The organism is Pseudomonas sp. OVF7 (genome assembly GCF_030644265.1).
Classification (GTDB): Bacteria; Pseudomonadota; Gammaproteobacteria; order Pseudomonadales; family Pseudomonadaceae; genus Aquipseudomonas; species Aquipseudomonas gorinensis.
Genome location: NZ_CP128996.1, coordinates 5,484,503 through 5,504,576, shown reverse-complemented (window position 1 = coordinate 5,504,576; position 20,074 = coordinate 5,484,503). Strand labels below are relative to the sequence as shown.

20 protein-coding genes and 2 pseudogenes are annotated in these 20,074 nt (G+C 58.2%); 12 read left to right on the top strand and 10 right to left on the bottom strand.

All coding sequences use genetic code 11. From position 1 onward, the window contains the following. Positions 1-72: 72 nt before the first annotated feature. The 6 genes and pseudogenes from QU606_RS24820 to QU606_RS24800 all read right to left on the bottom strand — a co-directional run bounded on the left by QU606_RS24820 (position 73) and on the right by QU606_RS24800 (position 4,777). Complete coding sequence (locus tag QU606_RS24820; RefSeq protein WP_304997710.1) at positions 73-1,263, bottom strand: STY4528 family pathogenicity island replication protein; 1,191 nt, start codon at positions 1,261-1,263, stop codon at positions 73-75. Continuing rightward, on the bottom strand, positions 1,260-1,808 hold the full coding sequence (locus QU606_RS24815) for a DUF2857 domain-containing protein (RefSeq protein ID WP_304997709.1): 549 nt from the start codon (positions 1,806-1,808) through the stop codon (positions 1,260-1,262). Before QU606_RS24815 ends, QU606_RS24820 begins: the two co-directional genes overlap by 4 nt. Continuing rightward, complete coding sequence (locus QU606_RS24810) at positions 1,805-3,391, bottom strand: ParB family protein (RefSeq protein WP_304997708.1); 1,587 nt, start codon at positions 3,389-3,391, stop codon at positions 1,805-1,807. Before QU606_RS24810 ends, QU606_RS24815 begins: the two co-directional genes overlap by 4 nt. A 14-nt stretch (positions 3,392-3,405) precedes the next feature. Beyond that, positions 3,406-3,614, bottom strand: a pseudogene (locus tag QU606_RS33100) (hypothetical protein). 85 nt (positions 3,615-3,699) lie between these two features. Further along, the gene (locus QU606_RS24805) at positions 3,700-4,542 is read right to left on the bottom strand and encodes a ParA family protein (protein ID WP_304997707.1); all 843 of its coding nucleotides are present in this window, start codon (positions 4,540-4,542) and stop codon (positions 3,700-3,702) included. A 4-nt stretch (positions 4,543-4,546) separates the two neighbouring features. Next, positions 4,547-4,777, bottom strand: a complete 231-nt coding sequence (locus QU606_RS24800) for an AlpA family transcriptional regulator (RefSeq protein WP_304997706.1) — start codon at positions 4,775-4,777, stop codon at positions 4,547-4,549. 232 nt (positions 4,778-5,009) lie between these two features. On the opposite strand from QU606_RS24800, the pseudogene QU606_RS24795 reads away from it, so the two are divergent. Both QU606_RS24795 and QU606_RS24790 read left to right on the top strand, forming a co-directional pair. Next, positions 5,010-5,198 (top strand): annotated as a pseudogene (locus QU606_RS24795) (group II intron reverse transcriptase/maturase); the annotation flags it as partial. A gap of 945 nt (positions 5,199-6,143) precedes the next feature. Continuing rightward, complete coding sequence (locus QU606_RS24790; protein WP_304997705.1) at positions 6,144-7,319, top strand: carboxylesterase; 1,176 nt, start codon at positions 6,144-6,146, stop codon at positions 7,317-7,319. Positions 7,320-7,546: 227 nt separating this feature from the next. Here QU606_RS24790 and QU606_RS24785 read toward each other — a convergent pair whose 3' ends face one another. Together QU606_RS24785 and QU606_RS24780 are read right to left on the bottom strand one after the other, a co-directional pair. Continuing rightward, a complete protein-coding gene (locus QU606_RS24785) occupies positions 7,547-8,296 on the bottom strand; it encodes a hypothetical protein (protein WP_304997704.1) in 750 nt (249 codons plus the stop codon). Between the two features lie 343 nt (positions 8,297-8,639). Beyond that, the gene (locus tag QU606_RS24780) at positions 8,640-9,059 is read right to left on the bottom strand and encodes a helix-turn-helix domain-containing protein (protein WP_304997703.1); all 420 of its coding nucleotides are present in this window, start codon (positions 9,057-9,059) and stop codon (positions 8,640-8,642) included. Positions 9,060-9,157: 98 nt separating this feature from the next. Between QU606_RS24780 and QU606_RS24775 the strand changes: the two genes are divergently transcribed. The 7 genes from QU606_RS24775 (at position 9,158) to QU606_RS24745 (ending at position 16,033) form a co-directional block, all read left to right on the top strand. Further along, positions 9,158-10,291 carry an NADH:flavin oxidoreductase gene (locus QU606_RS24775; protein ID WP_304997702.1) on the top strand — a complete coding sequence of 378 codons (1,134 nt, stop codon included), beginning with the start codon at positions 9,158-9,160 and terminating at the stop codon, positions 10,289-10,291. Positions 10,292-10,788: 497 nt separating this feature from the next. Then, entirely contained in the window at positions 10,789-11,961 is a 1,173-nt protein-coding gene (locus tag QU606_RS24770; protein ID WP_304997701.1) for an acyl-CoA dehydrogenase family protein, read from the top strand. After that, positions 11,958-13,151: an acyl-CoA dehydrogenase family protein gene (locus QU606_RS24765; protein ID WP_304997700.1), complete on the top strand. Its 1,194-nt coding sequence runs from the start codon at positions 11,958-11,960 to the stop codon at positions 13,149-13,151. Before QU606_RS24770 ends, QU606_RS24765 begins: the two co-directional genes overlap by 4 nt. A gap of 14 nt (positions 13,152-13,165) precedes the next feature. Further along, positions 13,166-13,948: an SDR family oxidoreductase gene (locus QU606_RS24760; protein ID WP_304997699.1), complete on the top strand. Its 783-nt coding sequence runs from the start codon at positions 13,166-13,168 to the stop codon at positions 13,946-13,948. Positions 13,949-13,950: 2 nt separating this feature from the next. Continuing rightward, a complete protein-coding gene (locus tag QU606_RS24755; protein WP_304997698.1) occupies positions 13,951-14,409 on the top strand; it encodes a MaoC family dehydratase in 459 nt (152 codons plus the stop codon). Positions 14,410-14,440: 31 nt separating this feature from the next. Then, positions 14,441-15,643, top strand: coding sequence for an acetyl-CoA C-acyltransferase (locus tag QU606_RS24750; RefSeq protein WP_304997697.1), 1,203 nt, complete (start codon positions 14,441-14,443; stop codon positions 15,641-15,643). After that, positions 15,644-16,033, top strand: coding sequence for a steroid Delta-isomerase (locus QU606_RS24745; RefSeq protein WP_304997696.1), 390 nt, complete (start codon positions 15,644-15,646; stop codon positions 16,031-16,033). It begins immediately after the preceding gene. A gap of 41 nt (positions 16,034-16,074) precedes the next feature. Here the strand turns inward: QU606_RS24745 and QU606_RS24740 are convergent, their stop codons facing one another. Beyond that, on the bottom strand, positions 16,075-16,578 hold the full coding sequence (locus QU606_RS24740) for an SRPBCC family protein (RefSeq protein WP_304997695.1): 504 nt from the start codon (positions 16,576-16,578) through the stop codon (positions 16,075-16,077). Between the two features lie 17 nt (positions 16,579-16,595). Continuing rightward, positions 16,596-17,369, bottom strand: a complete 774-nt coding sequence (locus QU606_RS24735) for an SDR family oxidoreductase (protein WP_304997694.1) — start codon at positions 17,367-17,369, stop codon at positions 16,596-16,598. Between the two features lie 162 nt (positions 17,370-17,531). Between QU606_RS24735 and QU606_RS24730 the strand changes: the two genes are divergently transcribed. From QU606_RS24730 to QU606_RS24720, 3 genes are read left to right on the top strand one after another with little or no spacing between them, the layout of a single operon-like run. Beyond that, positions 17,532-18,359: an alpha/beta fold hydrolase gene (locus QU606_RS24730; RefSeq protein WP_304997693.1), complete on the top strand. Its 828-nt coding sequence runs from the start codon at positions 17,532-17,534 to the stop codon at positions 18,357-18,359. Beyond that, positions 18,356-19,147 carry a fumarylacetoacetate hydrolase family protein gene (locus QU606_RS24725; protein ID WP_304997692.1) on the top strand — a complete coding sequence of 264 codons (792 nt, stop codon included), beginning with the start codon at positions 18,356-18,358 and terminating at the stop codon, positions 19,145-19,147. The genes QU606_RS24730 and QU606_RS24725 overlap by 4 nt, the downstream gene beginning before the upstream one ends. Before the next feature lie 18 nt (positions 19,148-19,165). Beyond that, positions 19,166-20,074 (top strand): acetaldehyde dehydrogenase (acetylating), encoded by a 909-nt coding sequence (locus QU606_RS24720; protein ID WP_304997691.1) that lies wholly within the window; start codon positions 19,166-19,168, stop codon positions 20,072-20,074.

Here is a 20,074-nt window from a genome sequence, read left to right as displayed (position 1 = left end):
CGGATTGCGTAGGTTTGGCCCTTTGCGATCTCACATTGGACCTCAGTAGATTTGATGCCACTGGCATCAAATCTACTGAGGTCCAGCGCGTTTGCCGCGCAGTTGGCGCAGCTCACTCAGGCACAGTTGGGCGAGAGCGGATGCAGGTTCGCCCTGTTTTCGGGATGATCGTGAGGGTGCCGTTGGGGCCGGTTCTGCAACGGGTGTGGGCTCTGTCTGACCTGCCCAAGGCCGAAAGTCGCCTTTCAGTGCGCGCTGGATCAGGCCCATCAGATAGGCCGCTGGCTTGCGGATACCTCCTGCCATACAGCGTGCACCCGCTTCGTTGAGCACCGCCTGACGATCCGCTGGTTTGAGCTTGTTAAGCGCCACGGCGACGGCCTGACGCTCGCTTGGACTCAGGTGCAGCGGATCGGGCCAGTGCAGGTTATCCACCGTCGGGGTCGCGCGCGGTACAGTACAAGTACTTTCTTTTAATACAGTACAGGCGGTGTTCGGATTCCGAACGGTGCCGCAAATACTGGCTTTCCGGCCCAATTCGGAATCCGAACGAGGGCCTGCACGATTCCGAACGAGGTGATCTTCCCCCAGCTCGGAATCGTGCACAGTGGCATCGGTTGCCTGATCCAATTCTTGCTGCGTCCAATGTTCGACCCAGCTGTCGAGCCGCGTCGGTAACCTATCCCGATCAATATTCGTGTCCCGGCGGATTTCCTCCACAACGTGCTGAGCAACAATGCGCACAGCCTTAGTCGCATGACCGAGGGCATGCCCGACCAGCTCCAGGTAATCCTGATCCAGTTCCATGGCTTCGGCGGGGGTTAACGGCTCATCGTGCAGGACGTATAGAGAGCCTTGAAGACGTCCGCTGAGCTGATCGCGGCCGCGACTCACCAAGCTGAGCCAGCGCGTCAGCCTAAGCATCGTCAAGATGCGAGCAATGGTTTCACGCGAGGCTGACGCACCGTAGGGCACGCTCGATAGGTAAGGCTGCAAATCCTCATAGCGCGGTGTGACTACGCCCTGGCCTTGCAGCATGAGTCGAAACACTTGCCATGCATTACGTTCCAACGGCGTCAACCGACTATCCAACAGCAGCCGACGTGGCACGACTTCATGAGACTGGCCACTGAACAGAAAGCCCGCCTGCAGGGCCTGGTTGGAGGGATGTTCAGTGGTGGGGCGTGCGGGCCAGCGTTCATTCAGCTGCTGGGTGCATTGCTGCAGGACACGTTGCCAGCGATTGGAAGGGGCAGTGCTCATGTTCCATTGCTGTACTGATCGATCTGCTGCCAGACGATGGTCAAGCTGATCTGTTGTTCTTCGGCCAGCATCATCATGGCGTCGAGCCGATCCTCGGTACCGTCCCGAGTGCGTAGCTGGCACCAACGCTGCCAGAGCGCATGCTCCTGCGCTTCGCTCAAATGTTGAGGGCGGCCCTTACGAGTTTCTATCTTGAGTAAACGCCGGCGCAGGGCAGTTTCCGAATGCGCCAAGCCGAAGCACTGATACATGATGGTGCTGCTGGCACCGAGCTTGAGCGCTCGGTTGATCAAGCGCTCGTTCTGCTCGTCGCGTTCGGCTTGCTCGATCAACCGATGCAGCACTGGCGAGTCAATCTTGACCTCAACCCAGAGGATGGTGGTATGGGCCAGGCGCGACAGGGTGGTGGGTGGTAACGATTGCAGCAAGAAGATGTCATCCTCACTCAGTCCGAGAGCCTTGCAGCGCTGCAGGTTACCCAGGCGCAGCTCATGCAGCACCTGGGTCAGCATGGCCTGGTTGAGCACATTGAAGGACAGGTTCATGGCAGCTCCTTCGGTGAGTTGTCTTCAGGGGTAAGCGTTAAGTCGATCAGGCGACGGGCCAAACGGATCAGCCGATACAGTTTGAGTAACAGACGGTCGGGCAGTCGCTCCAGTCCCACGTCCATGACCGGGCGATCTGGCAGAGGGAGTTGATAGACCCCTAACAACAGCTGGCCGAACAGGGCTGAGGGCAGTTGTTTGCGATCCTCCCAGTTCACGTCGTCTTGAGCACGCAGTAGGGCCAGGAGCAGCAGGTGAACGCCGGTCGCGCGTGGCGCTGCAAGATTAAGTCGCTCGATATTCAGGGCGAAGCCCAAGCCATGCTGTTGATCGATGATGCTCTCGGGATGTCCGGCATAGGCCGCCATTTCCCGCGCCAGTCCAGCAATGGCTAAGCGCAGTTGTTCGGGGGTATCCAGTGCCGGTGCAATGGTCCAGATGTCGTCGATCGCGCAGCCCTCGTCGGTCGGTGCTGCTTCGGTGGCAGTGTCGCGCTCGATCTGTTCGCGAATCTGTTGAACACGCGACGGAGGGCTGACCGCAGATAGGACATTCGTTTCGGGAGATGTGAGCAGTTCCTCTCGCGCTGTTTCGGTCTGCGTCCTGGTCTCAGTTGATTTGGGACGGGGCTCTGAGGAGGGAGGTCCGGCCGCGGCTTCATCAACACTCGGCAGATGGCTGTTCTCCGAGGGCGTGGTGACGACAACCCCTGACGTCGGGATGACCCGTTGGGTATCGCTCAGCTCCAAAGCCAACATACGGTATGACTGTCCGAGCAAGTGGCTCATGCGTTCGAGCAGTTCATCCTGGATTTGCTCCAGATCGAAGGACTCAGGGTCGGTATCGAAGTAACCCAGGGTGTCGAACCAAAACTCGGTAAACGTAACGGTGACTGTTGGATAACGGTTCCAGGTTCGTTCTGCCTGACTACGCAGACCGATCAGGCGTTCGATCTGGGGCTTACCCAATCCGGCATACAGGGTTTGTGGAATGGCGGGTAGCAAGTGTTCGAGGGTGTCCAGCATCCGGCTGATGTGCGACTGCGAAATGGGATAGCCACCAGAGGCAAGACGTCGTGCCAGCTCCCGTTGCGAGAGCACAGCCCCACCTGCTTCGAGCATGGCTTTGAGTTTGGCTACCGCCAGAGCCCGTTCGATGAAGGTGAGTTGACCGTGCAGATCGCTTTCAGCCAGATGGCCGAGTAGGGCGCTTACTTCATTAGTCCAAGGTCGGAACAGGCAGTGAATGCGGAAGTAGCGCTCGTCGCGGGTTTCCTGCCACAGCTCGCCGAGAATCGCCAAGCGAGTATTACCGCCGTTGCGGATGATGAAAGAGGTTTCTCCTGGGCGGCGGGTAATCGGTGGCGGTTGATCCAGCCCGCGTTCACGGATCGAGGCCTTGATATCGTCGTAAAGCGGATTACGGATGAAACGCGGGTTGTGTTCGTAGGGCCGCAACTGCTCCAGCGTGACCAGCATAGGTGTGTCGATGACTGGATCGGACAGCCGGTCCACTTCTGGACCCCGAGGGAAGTGGTCCTGGTGCAGCTTGTCGGTGATCTCCTCCTGACTGAGCTTCTTCATTTGAACCGCCTCAGTTAACGCCGATTACGCAAATGGTCACCGACCTCGAACTTGACGATCTCGGCAGTCCCGAACCTTCGAAATGTTGAGAAAGTTCTGCAAGGAACCAATCCATGGCCGAGCGCCCGCCCTGCAGACGAAAGACCACGGTGCAGTACTCCTCGCAAGGTGGGTGGTGTGGTCGAATGGATGGCTGAACGATGATGGGAAACTGGTCCAACATCAAAAGACTCCTTACCAAACACAGTTGGCCTCAAGGTCGAACAAACAAAATGACTTGGCGAGAAATGCGGGCTTATCGATTCGTCTCATCGAACCTCCGCGTATCTGCTTACCGTAGAGACCGCTTCGCGCCATTCCGGAAACAACTCGATGGCCAGCGCTTGCATGGTTTCCAGCGCTGATGGCGAGCGTCGTTCACGTGACTGGCGAGTCTCGATTCGGTGGACCGGCAGGCCAAGGGAGGCGGCATTGAGATACGCCACTCGGTCTGGAATTACGGTGTCTAGAACTGAAATGCTGGTAGCCCCAGCGAATGTCTCGCGCAGACCACGGATGATCATTTGGGAGTCTATTCGAATGGCGTTCACCTGGTTCAGTAGCAGTCGCAACGGTGGCGGTGTAATGCCCAGGTGACGGAATGGTTCGAGCTCACTGAACAGCCTCAAAGTGCCGCGGCGCAGTTCGCGGGCGGCGAGCATTTCCGGCGTGATGGGAGAAAGGGCGAGATCGGAAGCCAGGATGGCCATCTCCAGCAGCACGCTGCGCGCGCCTTGGGTGTCGATCAAAAGCAGGTCATAACGGGGGCGGAAACTGTCGAGCAAATTGCGCAGCCGTAATCGCCCGTCAGGGGCGTGCAGCAGCAATGAACTCAGTTGGCCTTGATCGTCGTTGGAGAGGATCAGGTCGAGCCCCGCAATCACTGTCCTGGAAACAATCTGCGCTGGCGCTGTTAAGTTGAGTGCAATGAGCTGGTATGCACCAGCACCAGCTTTCTGACTTAAGGCGTAATAGCTGGAGAGGGTGGGTTGGCTATCGAGATCGAGCAACAGGACGCGCAGGCCAGCATCCGCCAGTAGACCACCGAGATTGGCGACTACTGTGGTTTTGCCTACTCCACCTTTAGTGGAAACCACCGATACCACACGCATCACATCAGGCCTGCTGGCCTAAGCGCTCAGCGACCCACTTCTCGATTTCCAGCGAGTCCCAACCGACAGCGCGCAGTCCAATGCGTTTGGCTTGAGGGAATTTTCCGTCCTTCATCAGGTTGTAAATGTGCGCACGTTTGAATCCGGTTTTCCGCTCTACCTCGTCACGCCGCATGATGTGACGTTCGACCTGCGGTTGAGGTGCTTCAACGATGAGTGAGGATTGGCTGGACATGGTGGTCACTCCTGGCGTCAATTGGCGCATGCTGGGAAGTGACCTGAATTGAATAGTAGAAAAGTGGGGGAGTCATTGCACTGCAATCAAAGGGATTGCAGTGCAATGACTCCCCTCACGTGTTTTTTTTGAGTATGCGATTGGCTGCGGTGAACTTTGCATCCAGCGTGCGTTTGCTCAGGCCAGGTTCGTCTTTGCGATGAGCTGAGATGGAGTCGACGATGGATGTTTGGTAACCGATTTGCATGGAAGGCTTCACAGTGGAGCCTATCGGGCAACGCCGTCGCGGCGCGTCTATACCCCCAAAGCCGACGGCAGGCAGCGCCCGCTGGGCATTGCCTTTTTGGAGGACAAGATCGTACAGCAGGCGGTCGTTACCGTTCTGAATGCGATCTATGAAGGGGACCTCCTGGGATTCTCGTCCATTGACCGCACGGCATCACATCCGTTGTGGCCGTCGCCTATCCCGGTTCGCCCGACAGGCTCAGTAAGATCGCCAAGGGTTGTTATTACAGCTTCCGCCGGCTTTGGTGCTGTTCGCTGGTGGACTATGGTGCAAAAAAAGTATTAGAATTTAGTTGTTGTGAACGAATACTGTTCTAAGCGATAGACCGGGGGGCGTGAAAAAATTTCAGACACCTGATTTGGTGGCAAGAGAGACAGCCAAGCTCCTTGAACGGGAGGTCTACCTCAACCTGGTGAGAACCGTCGAAGAGGTAAAGCTTCCACTCGTTGACCTGTTGGCAGAGTTTGGTGTTTCGGGCAAGCAGTACAACGCACTTCGTGCAAGACGACGCGGGGGCGCCGGAGGGGAAAGTCCCGAGCGGGAGCCGCTGGGTACTCCTGACGGTCATCATCGGGTGGGGGGCTGGTGATGTGTCGGGGCGTTTTTCTCTCGCCGATCACAATTGGGACGAATCCTACGAGCGAATTGTCGCGGCGAGTGAGGGCCAGGACATAAAACTGCTCATACCGGAAATGGGTGAAGTGATCGATCTCGATAACGATAAAACTGACCAGGCTTTTCTCACTGGTGGAAGGAGAAGGGCGGGGCAAAGAAACAGTCTCGCCTGCGCAAAGCTAATTACTCAGGCACTGTTGGTACTCATGCGGTGCAGTGATAAAAACGATGAACTGCACGTCCAGCCATTCCCGTGCTCAGAGTAAATGCCTATGCCGCCGTCCAAGCCTGAATCGAGGGAACCGCTGATATCGATCATCTCCGCTCTGTTTCTTGCCAGCCTGTCTTTACTGGCCGGCGCGCCTGTCGAGACAGGACCGGTGGAAGGCGTGCGGCAGCCGCGCGCTTGCAGCACAACTCGATGAATTGTTGTCGCCAAGTTATCTACATGAATGCTCAGGAACAATGATGAAAGCACTTTATGCGATATTGCTTCTCTGCTTGACCGGGTGCGCACCCTCAGCGGCCGAGGTCGAGCCTTTGGCTCCAGCAAGCTTCGCTGAGTATCGCCTGCTAACCCTCGAAGGCATCCAGCGCAATCGCCACTTTCAGAGTCCTGACCACTCGCTGGAATTGGCTTGGAACACTCCACGAGAATGGGTGCCCACGCATTCGAATGGCCGAGGCATTCTGTTGGTACACGGTCTGGGAGATTCACCCGGCTCTTTCATTGATATCGCGACCCAGCTTGCCGACCGCGGTTATAGAGTGCGTACTGTGCTACTGCCGGGTCACGGCACCCAGCCAAGTGACATGCTTGAAGTCAGCCTGCGGGAATGGCGTTTGACGGTGGAGCAGCAGGTGGCGTTGTTGCGCAAAGAGGTTGACCTCGTTTATCTGGGCGGCTTCTCAACTGGTGCCAATCTGGTAACGGACTACGCCATCGACGATCCCTCGATCGCCGGCCTGCTACTGTTCTCTCCTGCATTCAAGTCCGATGCCTCATTTGATTGGCTGCTGCCATGGGTGGCCAAAGTCAAGCCGTGGCTTCGTCAACCGACCAGCAGTGCTCCTCAACAGACCCCCTTGCGTTATCAGAATGTGCCAACCAATGGTTTCGCACAGTTTTATCTGAGCAGTGCCGCAGTGCGTCATAAATTGGCATTGCACGGGTTTGACCGCCCAGTGTTGGTGGTCACTGCCGCCCATGACTCGGTGGTAGATGTGGCGTTTGTGCGGGACACCTTCAACCAACGTTTTTCACACCCTGCATCGAGGATGATCTGGTATGGCAACCCCTCCCGTGACGTGCAAAGCCCACGGATACTGGCGCGCAGCGACCTGTTGGCGGACGAACGCATCAGCCAGTTTTCCCATATGGGCGTATTGTTTTCCCCCGATAACCCACAATATGGTCGCAGTGGCAGCCAACGTCTGTGTTGGAATGGCCAGAGTGAAGCTGCGTACCAGCAGTGCCTGGCGGGTGAAGCGGTCTGGTATTCGGACTGGGGTTATAGAGAGGCTGGAAGAGTCTACGCACGGCTCACCTTCAACCCCTATTTCACCTGGCAATCCGAGGTGATGGTGAAAGTGATGGAGGCCGCGGCTCAGGAGACATGGGTATTGGAACGCCCTCAGTGATTCGATCTAGGCCAAGAATCTAACTTCGATAAACTCCGTAATCACGCCGCATGATGTGACGTTCGACCTGCGATTGAGGTGCTTCAACGATGAGTGAGGATTGGCCGGACATGCTGGTCACTCCTAGCGCCGATTGGCGCGTGGTGGGAAATGACCTGAATTGAACAGCGCAAAAAGAAGAGCGTCATTGCACCGCAATCGTTGGGATTGCAATGAAATACTTAAATCTATTTGCTTTTTTTGAGGCTGCGATTAGCAGCAGCGAACTTTTCATCTAGCGTTCGTTTGCTCAGGCCCGGTACCTCGCTATAGCGTGCGATAACTGCATCGACGATCGCAGATTGGCTCTTGAACACGGATAGAGGGTTACCAGCAGGTGATTGGTCCAGAAAGAGGTTGAGCAAAGCACCGATGATATTTTGATAGGTGAGTTCGCTACGATCGCTGAGCCGTCCATGCGTCTTAACCAATGCTTTTAGGTCATCCCGTTCAAGTCCAATCGCCTGGAGATCTGCCAAAATATCTCGAATGTGATGTTGTAGCGTGTTCAGCTCTCGTAGGAGGGCATCCCGATCTGCTTGTAACGTGAGGAAGGTTCCTAAACTGATTTTTTCATGCGCATCGCTACCGGATTCAAACAGAAAGGCAGGTTTGTGATCGGGATAGTAAACCTGCATCCAGCGGCGCAAATCGGAGTGGCGTATCGTCAGTTGATAAGGCTCCACGTAAGTCCCCATAGGAACAGAGATACCGAGACAACCATAAGGCAGCTCGCCATTACGCACTGCGTCATAGATCTTTTCGGTAGTTGCATGAAGACTCGGCCATTGAGGGAACAGAGAAGCGAGTTCTTTCGGGCAAGACCAAACAGCTTGAATTATCTCTGCTTCGTAACGAATGAGATCGCACCAGCGCAATGCCGCGTCGATGGGCCGATAGAAGGTTTTAGTGTTCGGATTGAAAACATAAGCGGACATGTGCGAACAAATCTCCATTCCTTATGGATAGGCCTCCCGCTTAACATTGGCCACCTTCCGACACGGAGGGCAGTGGCAATTCACTCAGATTTTTTACTCGGAGAGGTCACTCTATCTATTTAACACTCAAAATGGTTTTCAGGCATATCCCTCTGTCACATTGAGTACTAACAGGGAATCAAATGAATCGCTTTGTCATCGAGCTTTTCTACTGCGTTCAGAAGGGCGGTCATGTTGGGGGTAACCATTCAAAATCGGTTTCCCAGTGGCTGCGCCTGCTGACATGGTTTGCCATACGGTTTTGAAGCCTTCCTTGTTTACGTCATGAATACAAATCCATCACTTAAGATGGCGGTTGTGGAAGGTTGTCCACTTGGCCACCAAGAGCCCCGTTCACGCAGTGGTGCCGGTCATATGCTGCCTGGGCTTCTCGAACCTCAACCGTATGCTTAAGGGTCCAGTTAAATAGAGCCTTAAACGGCGCTTTGAGCGTCAGTCCTAGCGGGGTGATCCGATATTCCACGGCGATGGGCGAAATTGATGTGATCTCGCGTTCTAAGATCCCATTCCGCTCCAGTCTCCTCAAGGTCTGGGTGAGAGCTTTTTGTGAGACACCGGGAATTTTTTTCTTGAGTGAGTTGAAACGTAACGGTCCCTGGCATATTTGGGACAGGATGAGGATCGACCATTTGTCTGCTACTTGGTCGAGCAAAAGACGACTGTCAATTTGCACGTCGTCCAACTTTGAGTTTTCGAGGGGCATATGGTTTCCTCTAGGGTACTAAGGGGAGTGTAGGTGCCTAATTGACGCCAAGTGTTATATGGATACTAATCATACCCCCAACACTTGGAGTTCGTTTAATGGAATCTTCTTGCAGTAACCCTCTCTTTCAACCTTTTCGTCTGAAGAACTTGGAGCTCAAGAATCGGATCGTTATGGCCCCGATGTCGCGATACTTTGCAAACGCAGGCGTCGTGGGGGACGACGTGGCGCAGTATTACCGCCGCCGAGCTGCCAATGAGGTCGGCCTGATCCTCTCCGAGGGGGCGGTCGTAGATCGCCCTACCGCCCACAATGATCCGCGCGTTCCGTACTTTTATGGAGAAGGCCCTCTCAATGCTTGGAAAAACGTGATTGACAATGTCCATGCCGCAGGTGGACGGATGGGGCCCCAATTGTGGCATGTGGGTTCTGTTCCAGGCAGCGAGCCCGGTGCGCCGTCGGCGAGCGGGGTGGAAAGCCCTTCTGGCTTGGCAGCGTTAACAGCTCCTGACACACCTGTTGGTCGTGCCATGAGCGATGAAGATCTCGCCGATACCGTTGCGGCCTTCGCCAAGGCCGCAAGGGAGGCGAAACAGCTCGGCTTCGATGTGGTGGAAGTGCACGGTGCTCATGGTTACCTTTTCGATCAGTTCTTCTGGGACAAGACAAATAAGCGAAAGGATCGCTACGGTGGCGTTACGTTGGGTCAACGCGTGGCTTTCGCTGTCGAAGTAACGCGCGCGATGCGTGAAGCCGTTGGTCCCGACTTCCCCTTGATTTTCCGGATAAGTCAGTTCAAGACATTTAATTACTCGGTGAAGCTTGCCGCTAACCCGGACGAGCTTGCTAGTTGGCTTCAGCCATTGGCGGATGCTGGCGTGGATGTTTTCGACTGCTCACTCCGCCGCTTCTGGGAAGCTGAATTCCCTGATGTCGATGGTGCGGGGGGACTGAATTTGGCTGGTTGGGCGAAGAAGGTGACGGGAGCAGCAACCATTGCAGTTGGATCGGTTGGCTTGTCAGGCGATGTGATTGCGGCATTGTTTAATGGGGAAGGATCTCAGACGACCAGCCTCGACGAACTGATCCGCCGGATGGATAGGAACGAATTTGACCTGATCGCTGTGGGGCGTGCCATTCTCAACGATCCCGAGTGGGTCCTGAAGATAAAGGCCGGTGATATGGCTAGTCTCCGTGACTTCAATCCTTCCTGCTTGGCAGAGCTTGTATAAGCGCATCTACCTGCACGAGCCGCAACTTGAACTGGACATCCGTCACCCTCAGTACCGCATCGAGTGGTACCACCAACCGCGCACGTCATAGCTCAGATCGAAGGGAGAAGGAATTGACGTTGATTACCCAGATGTCGTCGGCGGCGTGGCGGAACCTTCTGTTGAGCGGGTATTGCACCTTCCAGGACGACGGCAAGCGCAATTGCTAGACCTTGTGGACGTCCAGGCGGATGTTGGGTGTTGAAGGCAGCGACTGGCATGGTCAATCAAGTGAGCGACCTGATTGAGCACTTGCGAGTCGTCAGCTCAAGAAACTCATCTATCTGCACTCTCAACCTCAACGAGTAATGCTGGCTTGCCGTTTTTCATTCTTTATAGCATCGCTCATTCGGACTAGGCAGAGCTAACGATTCTGTCGTGTGTCGCTGGTACCAAACTCGAAGACCATAGGGGTGTCGCTTCATGCATGCCCCATCAAACGAGCAGAAGGCGCCGCGATGGAGTTTGCATTCAGCGACGAACAGGAAATGATCCGTGCATCGGCCGAGGGCCTTCTCGCCGATGTCTCGGTTTCTGCCGCCGTGCGAGCGGCGATGGTCAGCGAGCGAGGTTTTGACGAGGCGCTCTGGCAGCGCCTGTGCCGCGAAATGTACTGGCCGGCGATTCATATTCCCGAAGCGTACGGCGGCCTGGGACTGGGCTTTGTCGAACTGTCGATTTTGCTGGAACAGATGGGTCGGCGTTTGCTGTGTTCGCCGTTCTTCGCCACCGCCTGCATGGCCACACCAGCGTTGTTACTGGCCGCCAACGACCAACAAAAACAACGCTGGCTGCCCTTGATCGCCGACGGAAGCCTCACCGCTACGCTGGCGTTCAGCAGCGCCAACGGCTGGGCGGCCAAGGATGTTCAGGCCACGGTGGTGACCGAGGGCGAGGGTTTTGTGCTTGATGGAACCCTCAATCATGTGCTCGACGGGCACAGCGCTGACCTCTTGATCATCGCCGCACGGGCTCCCGGGTCGACCGGCGAGGCGGGCATCAGCCTGTTCGCCGTGGACGCGGACCGGGCGGGCATCGAGCGTCAGATGTTGCCGACCATGGATCAGACCCGTCGTCAGGCACGGGTTCAGCTCAAGGGTCTGTATCTCAGCGCTGACTGCCTGCTCGGTGAGTTCGGCGCGGGCTGGCCGCAGTTGGAGCGGGTGCTGCAACTGGCTTGCATCGGCCTGGCTGCCGAACAGACCGGTGGCGCGCAGCAGGTACTCGACCTGAGCGTCGCCTATATGCAGGAACGCCATCAGTTCGGTCGACCCATCGCCAGTTTCCAGGCGCTCAAACACCGTGCCGCCGACATGATGCTGCAGGTCGAATGCGCACGTTCGGCCAGTTATTACGCGGCCTGCGTGGCCCAGGAAGTCCTCGATCCTGAAGGCGATCCGCAGGTGGCCGCCGAGCTGCCGCTGGCGGCGGCGCTGGCCAAGGCGCACTGCTCCGAAACCTATTTCCACTGCGCGTCCGAGTCGATCCAGTTGCACGGCGGCGTTGGTTTTACCTGGGAATACGATCCGCACCTCTACTTCAAACGCGCCCGCGCCAGCGAAAGCTTTCTCGGCGCACCTGCCTGGCATCGAGAGCGCATTGCTGTGGCGATTCTTGGGGAGCAACCATGAAAATCAGTTTCAGCGAACAGGACGAGCGCTTCCGTCAGGAAGTGGCCGACTGGTTGAGCGTGAACCTGTGCGGTGAATTCGAGCCCCTGCGTTTTCGCGGTGGCCCGGGTGATGAACATATGTTTCCCGAGGAACGCAAAGCCTGGGAACGCAAACTCGCCGAAGGCGGCTGGACGTGTGTGGGCTGGGCGCCGGAGCATGGTGGGCGTGGTCTGTCGATCAGCCAGCAAGTGATTTTCCACGAAGAGTACGCCCGTGCTGGCGGCCCGGGACGCATGGGGCATATCGGCGAGGGGCTGGCCGGACCGACCATTGCCGCGTTCGGCACTGCCGAGCAGCAACAGCGCTTTCTGCCGGGCATCGTCAACGGCACGTCCTTCTGGTGCCAGGGCTATTCCGAACCGGGGGCCGGGTCCGACCTGGCCAACGTCAAGACCCGCGCAGTGCTTGATGAAGCCAGCGGCACTTGGGTGATCAACGGACAAAAAGTCTGGACCTCCCTGGCCCATGAATCGGACTGGTGTTTTGTGATCGCTCGCACTGAACCGGGCAGCGTTGGCCATCGCGGCTTGTCCTTCTTGCTAGTGCCGATGGCCCAGACGGAGATTACCGTGCGGCCGATCGAGCAACTCACAGGCACCTGCGAGTTCAACGAAGTGTTCTTCGATGATGCCTGCACCGACGCCGCGAATATCATCGGCGCGCCAGGCGAGGGCTGGAAGATCGCCATGGCGTTGCTCGGTTTCGAGCGCGGGGTATCGACCCTCGGCCAGCAGATGCAATTTCACAATGAACTGAACGAAATCATCGCCATCGCCCGGGCCAATGGCGCTGCGCGTGACCCGATCCTGCGCCAGCGCCTGGCCGAGGCCTGGAGCGGGCTGCGGATCATGCGCTACAACTCGCTGCGCATGCTGTCCGGGGCGCAGGACGGTTCGCTGCGCAAGGAAGCGACCATCTACAAACTGTTCTGGTCCACCTGGCACGCCAGCCTCGGAAAGCTGGCGATGGACGTCCTCGGCGCCGAGGCGGAACTGCTGGAAGCCGCGCCCTATCAACTCACCCGTTTGCAATCGCTGTACCTGTTCAGTCGCGCCGACACCCTCTACGGCGGCAGCAACGAGATCCAGCGCAACATCATCGCCGAGCGCGCCCTGGGAATGCCCAAAGAACCGCGCCTGCGCACCTGACCAAGGAGTTTTCCATGTCTGTTCCTCACTATGTTGCAGGTCACGGCCTGCTGCATGACAAGTCGGTGCTGATCACGGCCGCGGCCGGGGCCGGTATCGGTTTTTCCGCCGCGGTGCGTGCCGCTGAGGAGGGTTGCCGCGCCTTGATGATCAGCGATATCCATGAAGGCCGGCTGGCAGAAGCGGTGTCGAAGATCCGCGAAACGACCGGTCTGCAACAGGTCTTCGGTCAGGTCTGCAATGTCGCTGACGAAGTTCAGGTTCAACAGCTGATTGCCTGCGCCGAGCGTGATCTGCAGGGGGTCGATGTGCTGATCAACAACGCCGGTCTTGGTGGTTCACGGCTGCTGGTAGACATGACGGATGAGGAGTGGAACCGGGTCCTCGATGTGACGCTCACCGGCACCATGCGCATGACCCGTGCGATGTTGCCGAAGATGATCGAGCGGCGTGCCGGGGTTATCGTCAACAACGCTTCGGTGCTGGGCTGGCGGGCGCAGAAAGAGCAGTCGCACTACGCGGCGGCCAAGGCCGGGGTCATGGCGTTGACCCGTTGCGCCGCGGTCGAGGCCGCCGACTACGGGATTCGCATCAACGCGGTGAGCCCGAGCATTGCGTTGCACGATTTCCTGCGTAAGTCCGCCCCTCAGGCGGTGCTTGATCAACTCGCCGCCAACGAGGCGTTTGGTCGTGCCGCCGAGGTCTGGGAAGTGGCCAACGTGATGATGTTTCTGGCCAGCGACTACAGTTCCTACATGACCGGCGAAGTGTTGTCGGTGTCCAGTCAGAGGGCTTGAACATGCCACGTATTTTCGACGCGCCCTTCGCCTTGCGCGATGCCGTGGGAGAGGTGCTGGGCGTCAGCGACTGGCTGGTTCTTGCGCAGGAGCGCATCGACCTGTTCGCCGAGGCGACCGGTGATCACCAGTGGATTCACGTCGATCCGCTCAAAGCAGCCAGCGGTCCCTTCGGCGCCTGCATCGCCCATGGCTATCTGAGCCTGGCGTTGGTCAATCTGTTTTTACCGCAGATCGTCGAGGTGCGCGGCATTGCCATGGGTGTCAATTATGGCTGCGAGCGGGTGCGCTTTCCCACGGTAGTACGTGTTGGCTCGCGGGTGCGCGGCAGTGCGCAATTGATGGCGGTCGAGGAGGTCAAGGGCGGCGTTCAGGCGACCATTCGCGTCAGCGTTGAAATCGATGGCGAGGAACGTCCCGGCTGTGTGGTCGACACCATCAGCCGTTACTACCCCGCGTGAACCCTTTAGCAGAACATTCGAGGAATCCAGCATGAAAGAAGCCGTCATCGTTTCGACCGCCCGTACCCCGATCGGCAAAGCCTTTCGCGGTGCATTCAATGACACCGACGCACCGCAGCTCGGCGGCCATGTGGTGCGCGAAGCCGTGCGTCGCGCCGGCATCGAGCCGGGCGAAGTGGACGATGTGATCATCGGCGCGGCGGCGCAGCAGGGCACGCAGTCTTATAACCTGGGGCGTCTGTGCGCGATTGCCGGCGGCTTGCCGACCTCCGTCGCCGGGATGGCCGTCGAGCGCCAGTGTTCATCGGGGCTGATGAGCATTGCCATGGCCGCCAAAGGCATCATGTGCGACGAAATCGACATTGCCGTGGCCGGTGGCCTGGAGTCGATTTCGCTGGTGCAGAACAAACACAAGAACCTGTACCGCAATCAGTCAGGCTCAGTGATCGAGCTGGATCCGCACGCTTACATTCCAATGATCGAAACCGGCGAGATCGTCTCCGCACGCTACGGGATTTCCCGCGAGGAACAGGACGAATACAGCTATCAGAGCCAGGTGCGTACCGCGCTGGCCCAGAGTAATGGATTGTTCGACCGTGAACTCGCGCCGCTGACCAGCCGCAAGGCGATCTTCGACAAGGCCAGTGGCGAAACCCGCTACGAATCCGTCACCTTGCTGCGCGACGAGTGCAACCGCATCGACACCACCCGCGAAAGCCTGGCTGCGCTGGAACCGGTGTGGCCGGGCGGTCAATGGAGTGAAAAGGGCCGCTTCATCACAGCGGGCAACGCTTCGCAATTGTCCGACGGCGCTTCGGCCTCGGTGTTGATGAGTGCCAAATTGGCCGAGAGGCGTGGCCTGGAGCCGCTGGGAATTTATCGCGGGATGGCGGTCGCTGGCTGCAACTCCGACGAGATGGGCATCGGCCCGGTCTACGCCATCCCGAAACTGCTCAAGCGCCATGGCCTGACCGTGGACCACATTGGCCTCTGGGAGTTGAACGAGGCCTTCGCCTGTCAGGTGCTGTATTGCCGCGACACCTTGGGCATTCCTCCCGAACGCATGAACGTCAACGGTGGTGCGATTTCGGTGGGCCATCCTTTCGGCATGTCCGGTGCGCGGATGGTCGGTCACGCGTTGGTCGAGGGGCAGCGCCGTGGTTTGCGTTACGTGGTGGTGAGTATGTGCATCGGCGGCGGCATGGGTGCCGCAGCACTCTTCGAGGTGATCTGAATGGTCAGTGCACAACAGATTCAAGCAACCATGGCGCGTTATGTGGAACTAGTGGACGCCGGTGACATCGACGGGATCGTCGCGCTTTATAGCCCGGTAGCTGTGGTCGAAGACCCGGTGGGACAACCGCCGTTGCAGGGCATTGTGGCCATCGAACGCTTCTATCGCGAAGGGCTGGGCATGATCAAGGCCTCGGCGACCTTGACCGGCCCGGTTCGGGCGACGTTGAACGGTTGTGGAGCGATGCCGTTTCGGGTCGATATGGAATGGGCCGGGCAACCGTGCTCGATTCATGTGATTGACGTGATGGAGTTCGATATCGAGGGCAAAGTTCTCTCGATGAAAGCCTACTGGAGTGAGGTCAACCTGACGCCACGAGGTGTTGAATGAGCCTGGAACAGGAAGGCGCCCGTCGCCTCCTGTTGTACCACTCACTCTGAAGTGGTGCGCCCTTGAACAGGGGCGTCAAGCACATCGCGATTCTGCGTTTGCCCGCTTTCGTAGCAGGCCTTGAGGTTTTCGGTGATCTGGTGCACGACATTGTTGAACGTTTTGGCCAACAATCTTTCCACCAGATGGCCACCCCGCAGGCTATAGCTCATTTGGGTGGTGAGGCGTGTCGCGTCACCCTCGGCCCGCAAGGCGTACCTGAAGCTGGCCTCGCGAAACGGGAAGGGCGCGCCGCCACTGGCCTTGTGCAGGATCAGTACGAAACCGACATCTTCCTGCCATTGCACCACGCTTTCATCTAGCCACTGACCCCCCTTGCGAAACACCCGGCGACTGGCGCCGAGCCCCTCGCGTGGGCCTGGGTGAAGCCGGCAGCCGGTCAGCCCTGGCACATACTGCGGGGCGAGGCTCAGATCCCGCAGTTTGGCCCATGCGGCTTTCGGGGGGAGGGCGAGCAGGACGCTGTGGCTGGCAATTGCAGGCATGGCGGAATTCCTTTTGTTCAACGGGGCTGGGCTGCGTCGAGGAAGGCTGGGCGTTCGCCACCGCCGTGCACGGTAATAGCCGTACCGCTGACATAAAGCGCTAGCTTTGATGCCAGGTACAGGCAGGTATCGCCAATGTCTTTAGGGGCCGCCAGCCGTTGCATCGGAATAGTCGTTGCCACCCGGTCAATGCCGGCCTGATCGCCATAATGCATGGCTGCTTGCTCGGTGAGAATCAGCCCGGCCGTCACGGCGTTGACCCGCACCTTGGGTGCCCATTCTACTGCCAGCGAACCGGTCAGGTTCAGCAGCCCGGCCTTGGCCGCGCCATAAGCGGCTGTGCCGGGCGAAGGGCGGGTCGCGCTCACGCTGCAAATATTGATAATTACCCCACCGTCAGCTTGTGTCTGCATGACCTTATTGGCCTGCTGACATAGATTCAGCGGCGCCAACAGATTAAGGCGAATGATTGCTTCGCTGAAACGCGGCGAGGCGCTGGCGGCGTCGGCGTTCGGTGAACCGCCGGCATTATTGACCAGCACATCTAGACGGCCGAAGCGTTGCACGATGCTCTCGATCAACCTTCCTGACTGCTCGACATCCCGCAGGTCGCAGGGCACAAACAGCGCTTCGCGTTCAGCGCTGGCGGGCAAGGTGTCCGGGGCTTCTCGTCCGCAGATCACTACTTCGGCGCCACAGTCGAGAAAACACTGGCTGACACCGCGACCGACACCTTTGCCTCCGCCAGTGACCAGTACCACTTTGCCGCGAAAGTCCATCGGATCAAGCATGGTTACCTCATTCTATCGCTCGGGAATGCTGTCAATGCTAGGTCTATGGCACCCGGCCGCCAACGTCCAAAAAGACTAGGGCGGTGTAGTCCTGTCGGACGATGTTGTTTGTCTGGGGGCTCGGAATAATCCGGCGACAACAACAGGCCGGGAGGACACCTTATGGGCGCATTAGCGCAGGGGCACTTCATTACGGTGGCGCAGGGTTTGCTGCTGCATTACCGGGACGTCGGCGCGGGCGAGCCGGTGATCTTTGTTCACGGCAGCGGGCCGGGCGCCAGTGGGCACGGCAACTTCAAGCAGAACTACCCGGTGTTTGCCGCTGCCGGTTTCCGGACCATCGTCCCTGACTTGCCGGGCTACGGCGCATCGGATAAGCCCGACACCCTCTACACCCTGGACTTCTTTGTCGCAGCCTTGAGCGGTTTGCTTGATGCCCTGGATATCCAGCGTTGCGTGCTGGTCGGCAACTCTTTGGGCGGTGCAATCGCCATCAAACTGGCCCTCGACCAGCCGCAGAGGGTCAGTCGACTGGTGCTGATGGCGCCCGGTGGCCTGATGGAAAAAGAACAGTATTACTTGCAGATGGAAGGTATTCAGAAAATGGGTGCGGCCTTCGCCAGGGGGGAACTGCACGATGCGGGAGGAATGCGCCGGCTGCTGGCGCTGCAACTGTTCGATGAGTCCTTGATCAGCGACGAGACGGTCAATGAGCGGGTCGCAGTGGTGCGGCAGCAGCCAGACTGCGTGCTGTCGACCATGCAAGTGCCGGACATGACTTCGCGCCTCGGCGAGTTAAAGTGTCCGATCCTCGGTTTTTGGGGCATGAACGACAAATTCTGCCCGGCGTTCGGCGTGCAAACGATGATGCAGCACTGCCAGAAAATTCGCTTTGTACTGCTCAGCGAATGCGGGCATTGGGTGATGGTCGAACACCGTGAGCTGTTCAACCGCGAGTGTCTGGCTTTTTTTCAGGAGGCACAGCGATGAGTGTGCAACTGCGCCGTCAATTCGGCGAAGAGCTTTATCAGGCGTTACTGAGCGGCACCACCCTGGCACCGCTGACCGAGCGCTGGCCATCGATCAGCATCGAAGACGCCTACCATATCTCCCTCTACAGCATAGAGCGCCGGGTGGCCGCAGGTGACCGGATTGTTGGCAAGAAAATCGGTGTGACCTCGGTGGCGGTCCAGCAAATGCTCAACGTGCATCAGCCAGATTTCGGTTTCATCACCCGGCAGATGTCCTTCGCCAACGATGCGCACATTTCCCTCGCCGCCAACAAGCTTATCCAGCCGCGCGCCGAAGGCGAGATAGCCTTCAAGCTCAAGCACGATCTGGTGGGTCCCGGCGTTACCGAAGCTGATGTATTGGCAGCGACCGAATACGTGATGCCGTGCTTCGAGATTGTCGACTCACGGATTCATGACTGGCGCATTCGCATCCAGGACACCGTCGCCGACAACGCCTCTTGTGGCGTGTTCGTGTTGGGCGATGTCCAGGTCGATCCACGGGCGCTGGATTTGCCCAACTTGTGCATGCGCGTATTCAAAAATGATGAACCCCTCAGCGAGGGACTGGGCTCGGCGGTGCAAGGCAATCCGCTGACGGCGGTGGCCTGGCTTGCCAACACTCTCGGTGCCTTTGGTATTCCGTTCAAGGCAGGGGAAATCATTCTATCCGGCTCTCTGGTGCCGCTGGAACCGGCGCGTGCCGGCGACTGTTTTTCTCTGACCATCGATGGCCTGGGCGGTGCTCGGGTGTCCTTCTGTGCCTGACCTGTGGAGTTAAACCGGATGAGCAAGAGACTCAGAGCGGCCATTATTGGCCCGGGCAATATCGGCACTGACCTGCTGATGAAAATGTACCGATCGGAATGGATTGAGCCGGTATGGATGGTCGGAGTCGACCCTCACTCCGAGGGCTTGAAACGCGCCCGCGAACTGGGGGTAAAAACCACATCCGAAGGCGTCGATGGATTGCTGCCGCATGTGTTCGACGACGATATTCGTATCGCCTTCGATGCCACCTCCGCCTATGTACACGCTGAAAACAGCCGCAAGCTCAACGCGCTGGGAGTGATCATGATCGACCTCACGCCGGCCGCCATTGGCCCATTTTGCGTGCCGCCGGTGAATCTCAAGGAGCACGCGGCAACGTTGGCAATGAACGTGAACATGGTCACTTGCGGTGGCCAGGCGACGATCCCGATGGTCGCGGCAGTGTCACGGGTGCAATCGGTGAGTTACGGCGAGATCGTCGCCACCGTGTCCTCCGGTTCGGTCGGCCCGGGCACCCGGCAGAACATCGATGAATTCACCCGCACCACGGCCGGTGCGGTCGAGCAGATCGGCGGCGCCCGGCGCGGCAAGGCAATCATCGTCATCAACCCGGCCGAGCCACCGCTGATGATGCGCGACACCATCCACTGCCTGACCGATGACGAGCCGAATCAGGGCGCCATTCGTACCTCGGTATTGCAGATGGTAAAGGAAGTGCAGCGCTATGTTCCCGGCTACAAGCTGATCAATGGCCCGGTGTTCGATGGGCGCAAGGTGTCAATTTTTATTGAGGTCGAAGGCCTGGGTGACTTCCTACCCAAGTCCGCAGGCAACCTCGACATCATGACCGCTGCGGGGTTGCGTACCGCGGAGATGTTCGCCGAAGAAGCCCACAAGGGCACCCTGCAACTGCCCGTCCGTTGA

Coding starts and splice junctions, on each gene's coding strand:
- QU606_RS24820 (WP_304997710.1), bottom strand. CDS start 1,263: ATGAGCACTGCCCCTTCCAATCGCTGGCAACGTGTCCTGCAGCAATGC.
- QU606_RS24780 (WP_304997703.1), bottom strand. CDS start 9,059: ATGCCCCTCGAAAACTCAAAGTTGGACGACGTGCAAATTGACAGTCGT.
- QU606_RS24735 (WP_304997694.1), bottom strand. CDS start 17,369: ATGCTTGATCCGATGGACTTTCGCGGCAAAGTGGTACTGGTCACTGGC.
- QU606_RS24745 (WP_304997696.1), top strand. CDS start 15,644: ATGGTCAGTGCACAACAGATTCAAGCAACCATGGCGCGTTATGTGGAA.
- QU606_RS24800 (WP_304997706.1), bottom strand. CDS start 4,777: ATGTCCAGCCAATCCTCACTCATCGTTGAAGCACCTCAACCGCAGGTC.
- QU606_RS24750 (WP_304997697.1), top strand. CDS start 14,441: ATGAAAGAAGCCGTCATCGTTTCGACCGCCCGTACCCCGATCGGCAAA.
- QU606_RS24775 (WP_304997702.1), top strand. CDS start 9,158: ATGGAATCTTCTTGCAGTAACCCTCTCTTTCAACCTTTTCGTCTGAAG.
- QU606_RS24740 (WP_304997695.1), bottom strand. CDS start 16,578: ATGCCTGCAATTGCCAGCCACAGCGTCCTGCTCGCCCTCCCCCCGAAA.
- QU606_RS24725 (WP_304997692.1), top strand. CDS start 18,356: ATGAGTGTGCAACTGCGCCGTCAATTCGGCGAAGAGCTTTATCAGGCG.
- QU606_RS24785 (WP_304997704.1), bottom strand. CDS start 8,296: ATGTCCGCTTATGTTTTCAATCCGAACACTAAAACCTTCTATCGGCCC.
- QU606_RS24810 (WP_304997708.1), bottom strand. CDS start 3,391: ATGAAGAAGCTCAGTCAGGAGGAGATCACCGACAAGCTGCACCAGGAC.
- QU606_RS24720 (WP_304997691.1), top strand. CDS start 19,166: ATGAGCAAGAGACTCAGAGCGGCCATTATTGGCCCGGGCAATATCGGC.
- QU606_RS24815 (WP_304997709.1), bottom strand. CDS start 1,808: ATGAACCTGTCCTTCAATGTGCTCAACCAGGCCATGCTGACCCAGGTG.
- QU606_RS24730 (WP_304997693.1), top strand. CDS start 17,532: ATGGGCGCATTAGCGCAGGGGCACTTCATTACGGTGGCGCAGGGTTTG.
- QU606_RS24765 (WP_304997700.1), top strand. CDS start 11,958: ATGAAAATCAGTTTCAGCGAACAGGACGAGCGCTTCCGTCAGGAAGTG.
- QU606_RS24805 (WP_304997707.1), bottom strand. CDS start 4,542: ATGCGTGTGGTATCGGTGGTTTCCACTAAAGGTGGAGTAGGCAAAACC.
- QU606_RS24760 (WP_304997699.1), top strand. CDS start 13,166: ATGTCTGTTCCTCACTATGTTGCAGGTCACGGCCTGCTGCATGACAAG.
- QU606_RS24755 (WP_304997698.1), top strand. CDS start 13,951: ATGCCACGTATTTTCGACGCGCCCTTCGCCTTGCGCGATGCCGTGGGA.
- QU606_RS24770 (WP_304997701.1), top strand. CDS start 10,789: ATGGAGTTTGCATTCAGCGACGAACAGGAAATGATCCGTGCATCGGCC.
- QU606_RS24790 (WP_304997705.1), top strand. CDS start 6,144: ATGATGAAAGCACTTTATGCGATATTGCTTCTCTGCTTGACCGGGTGC.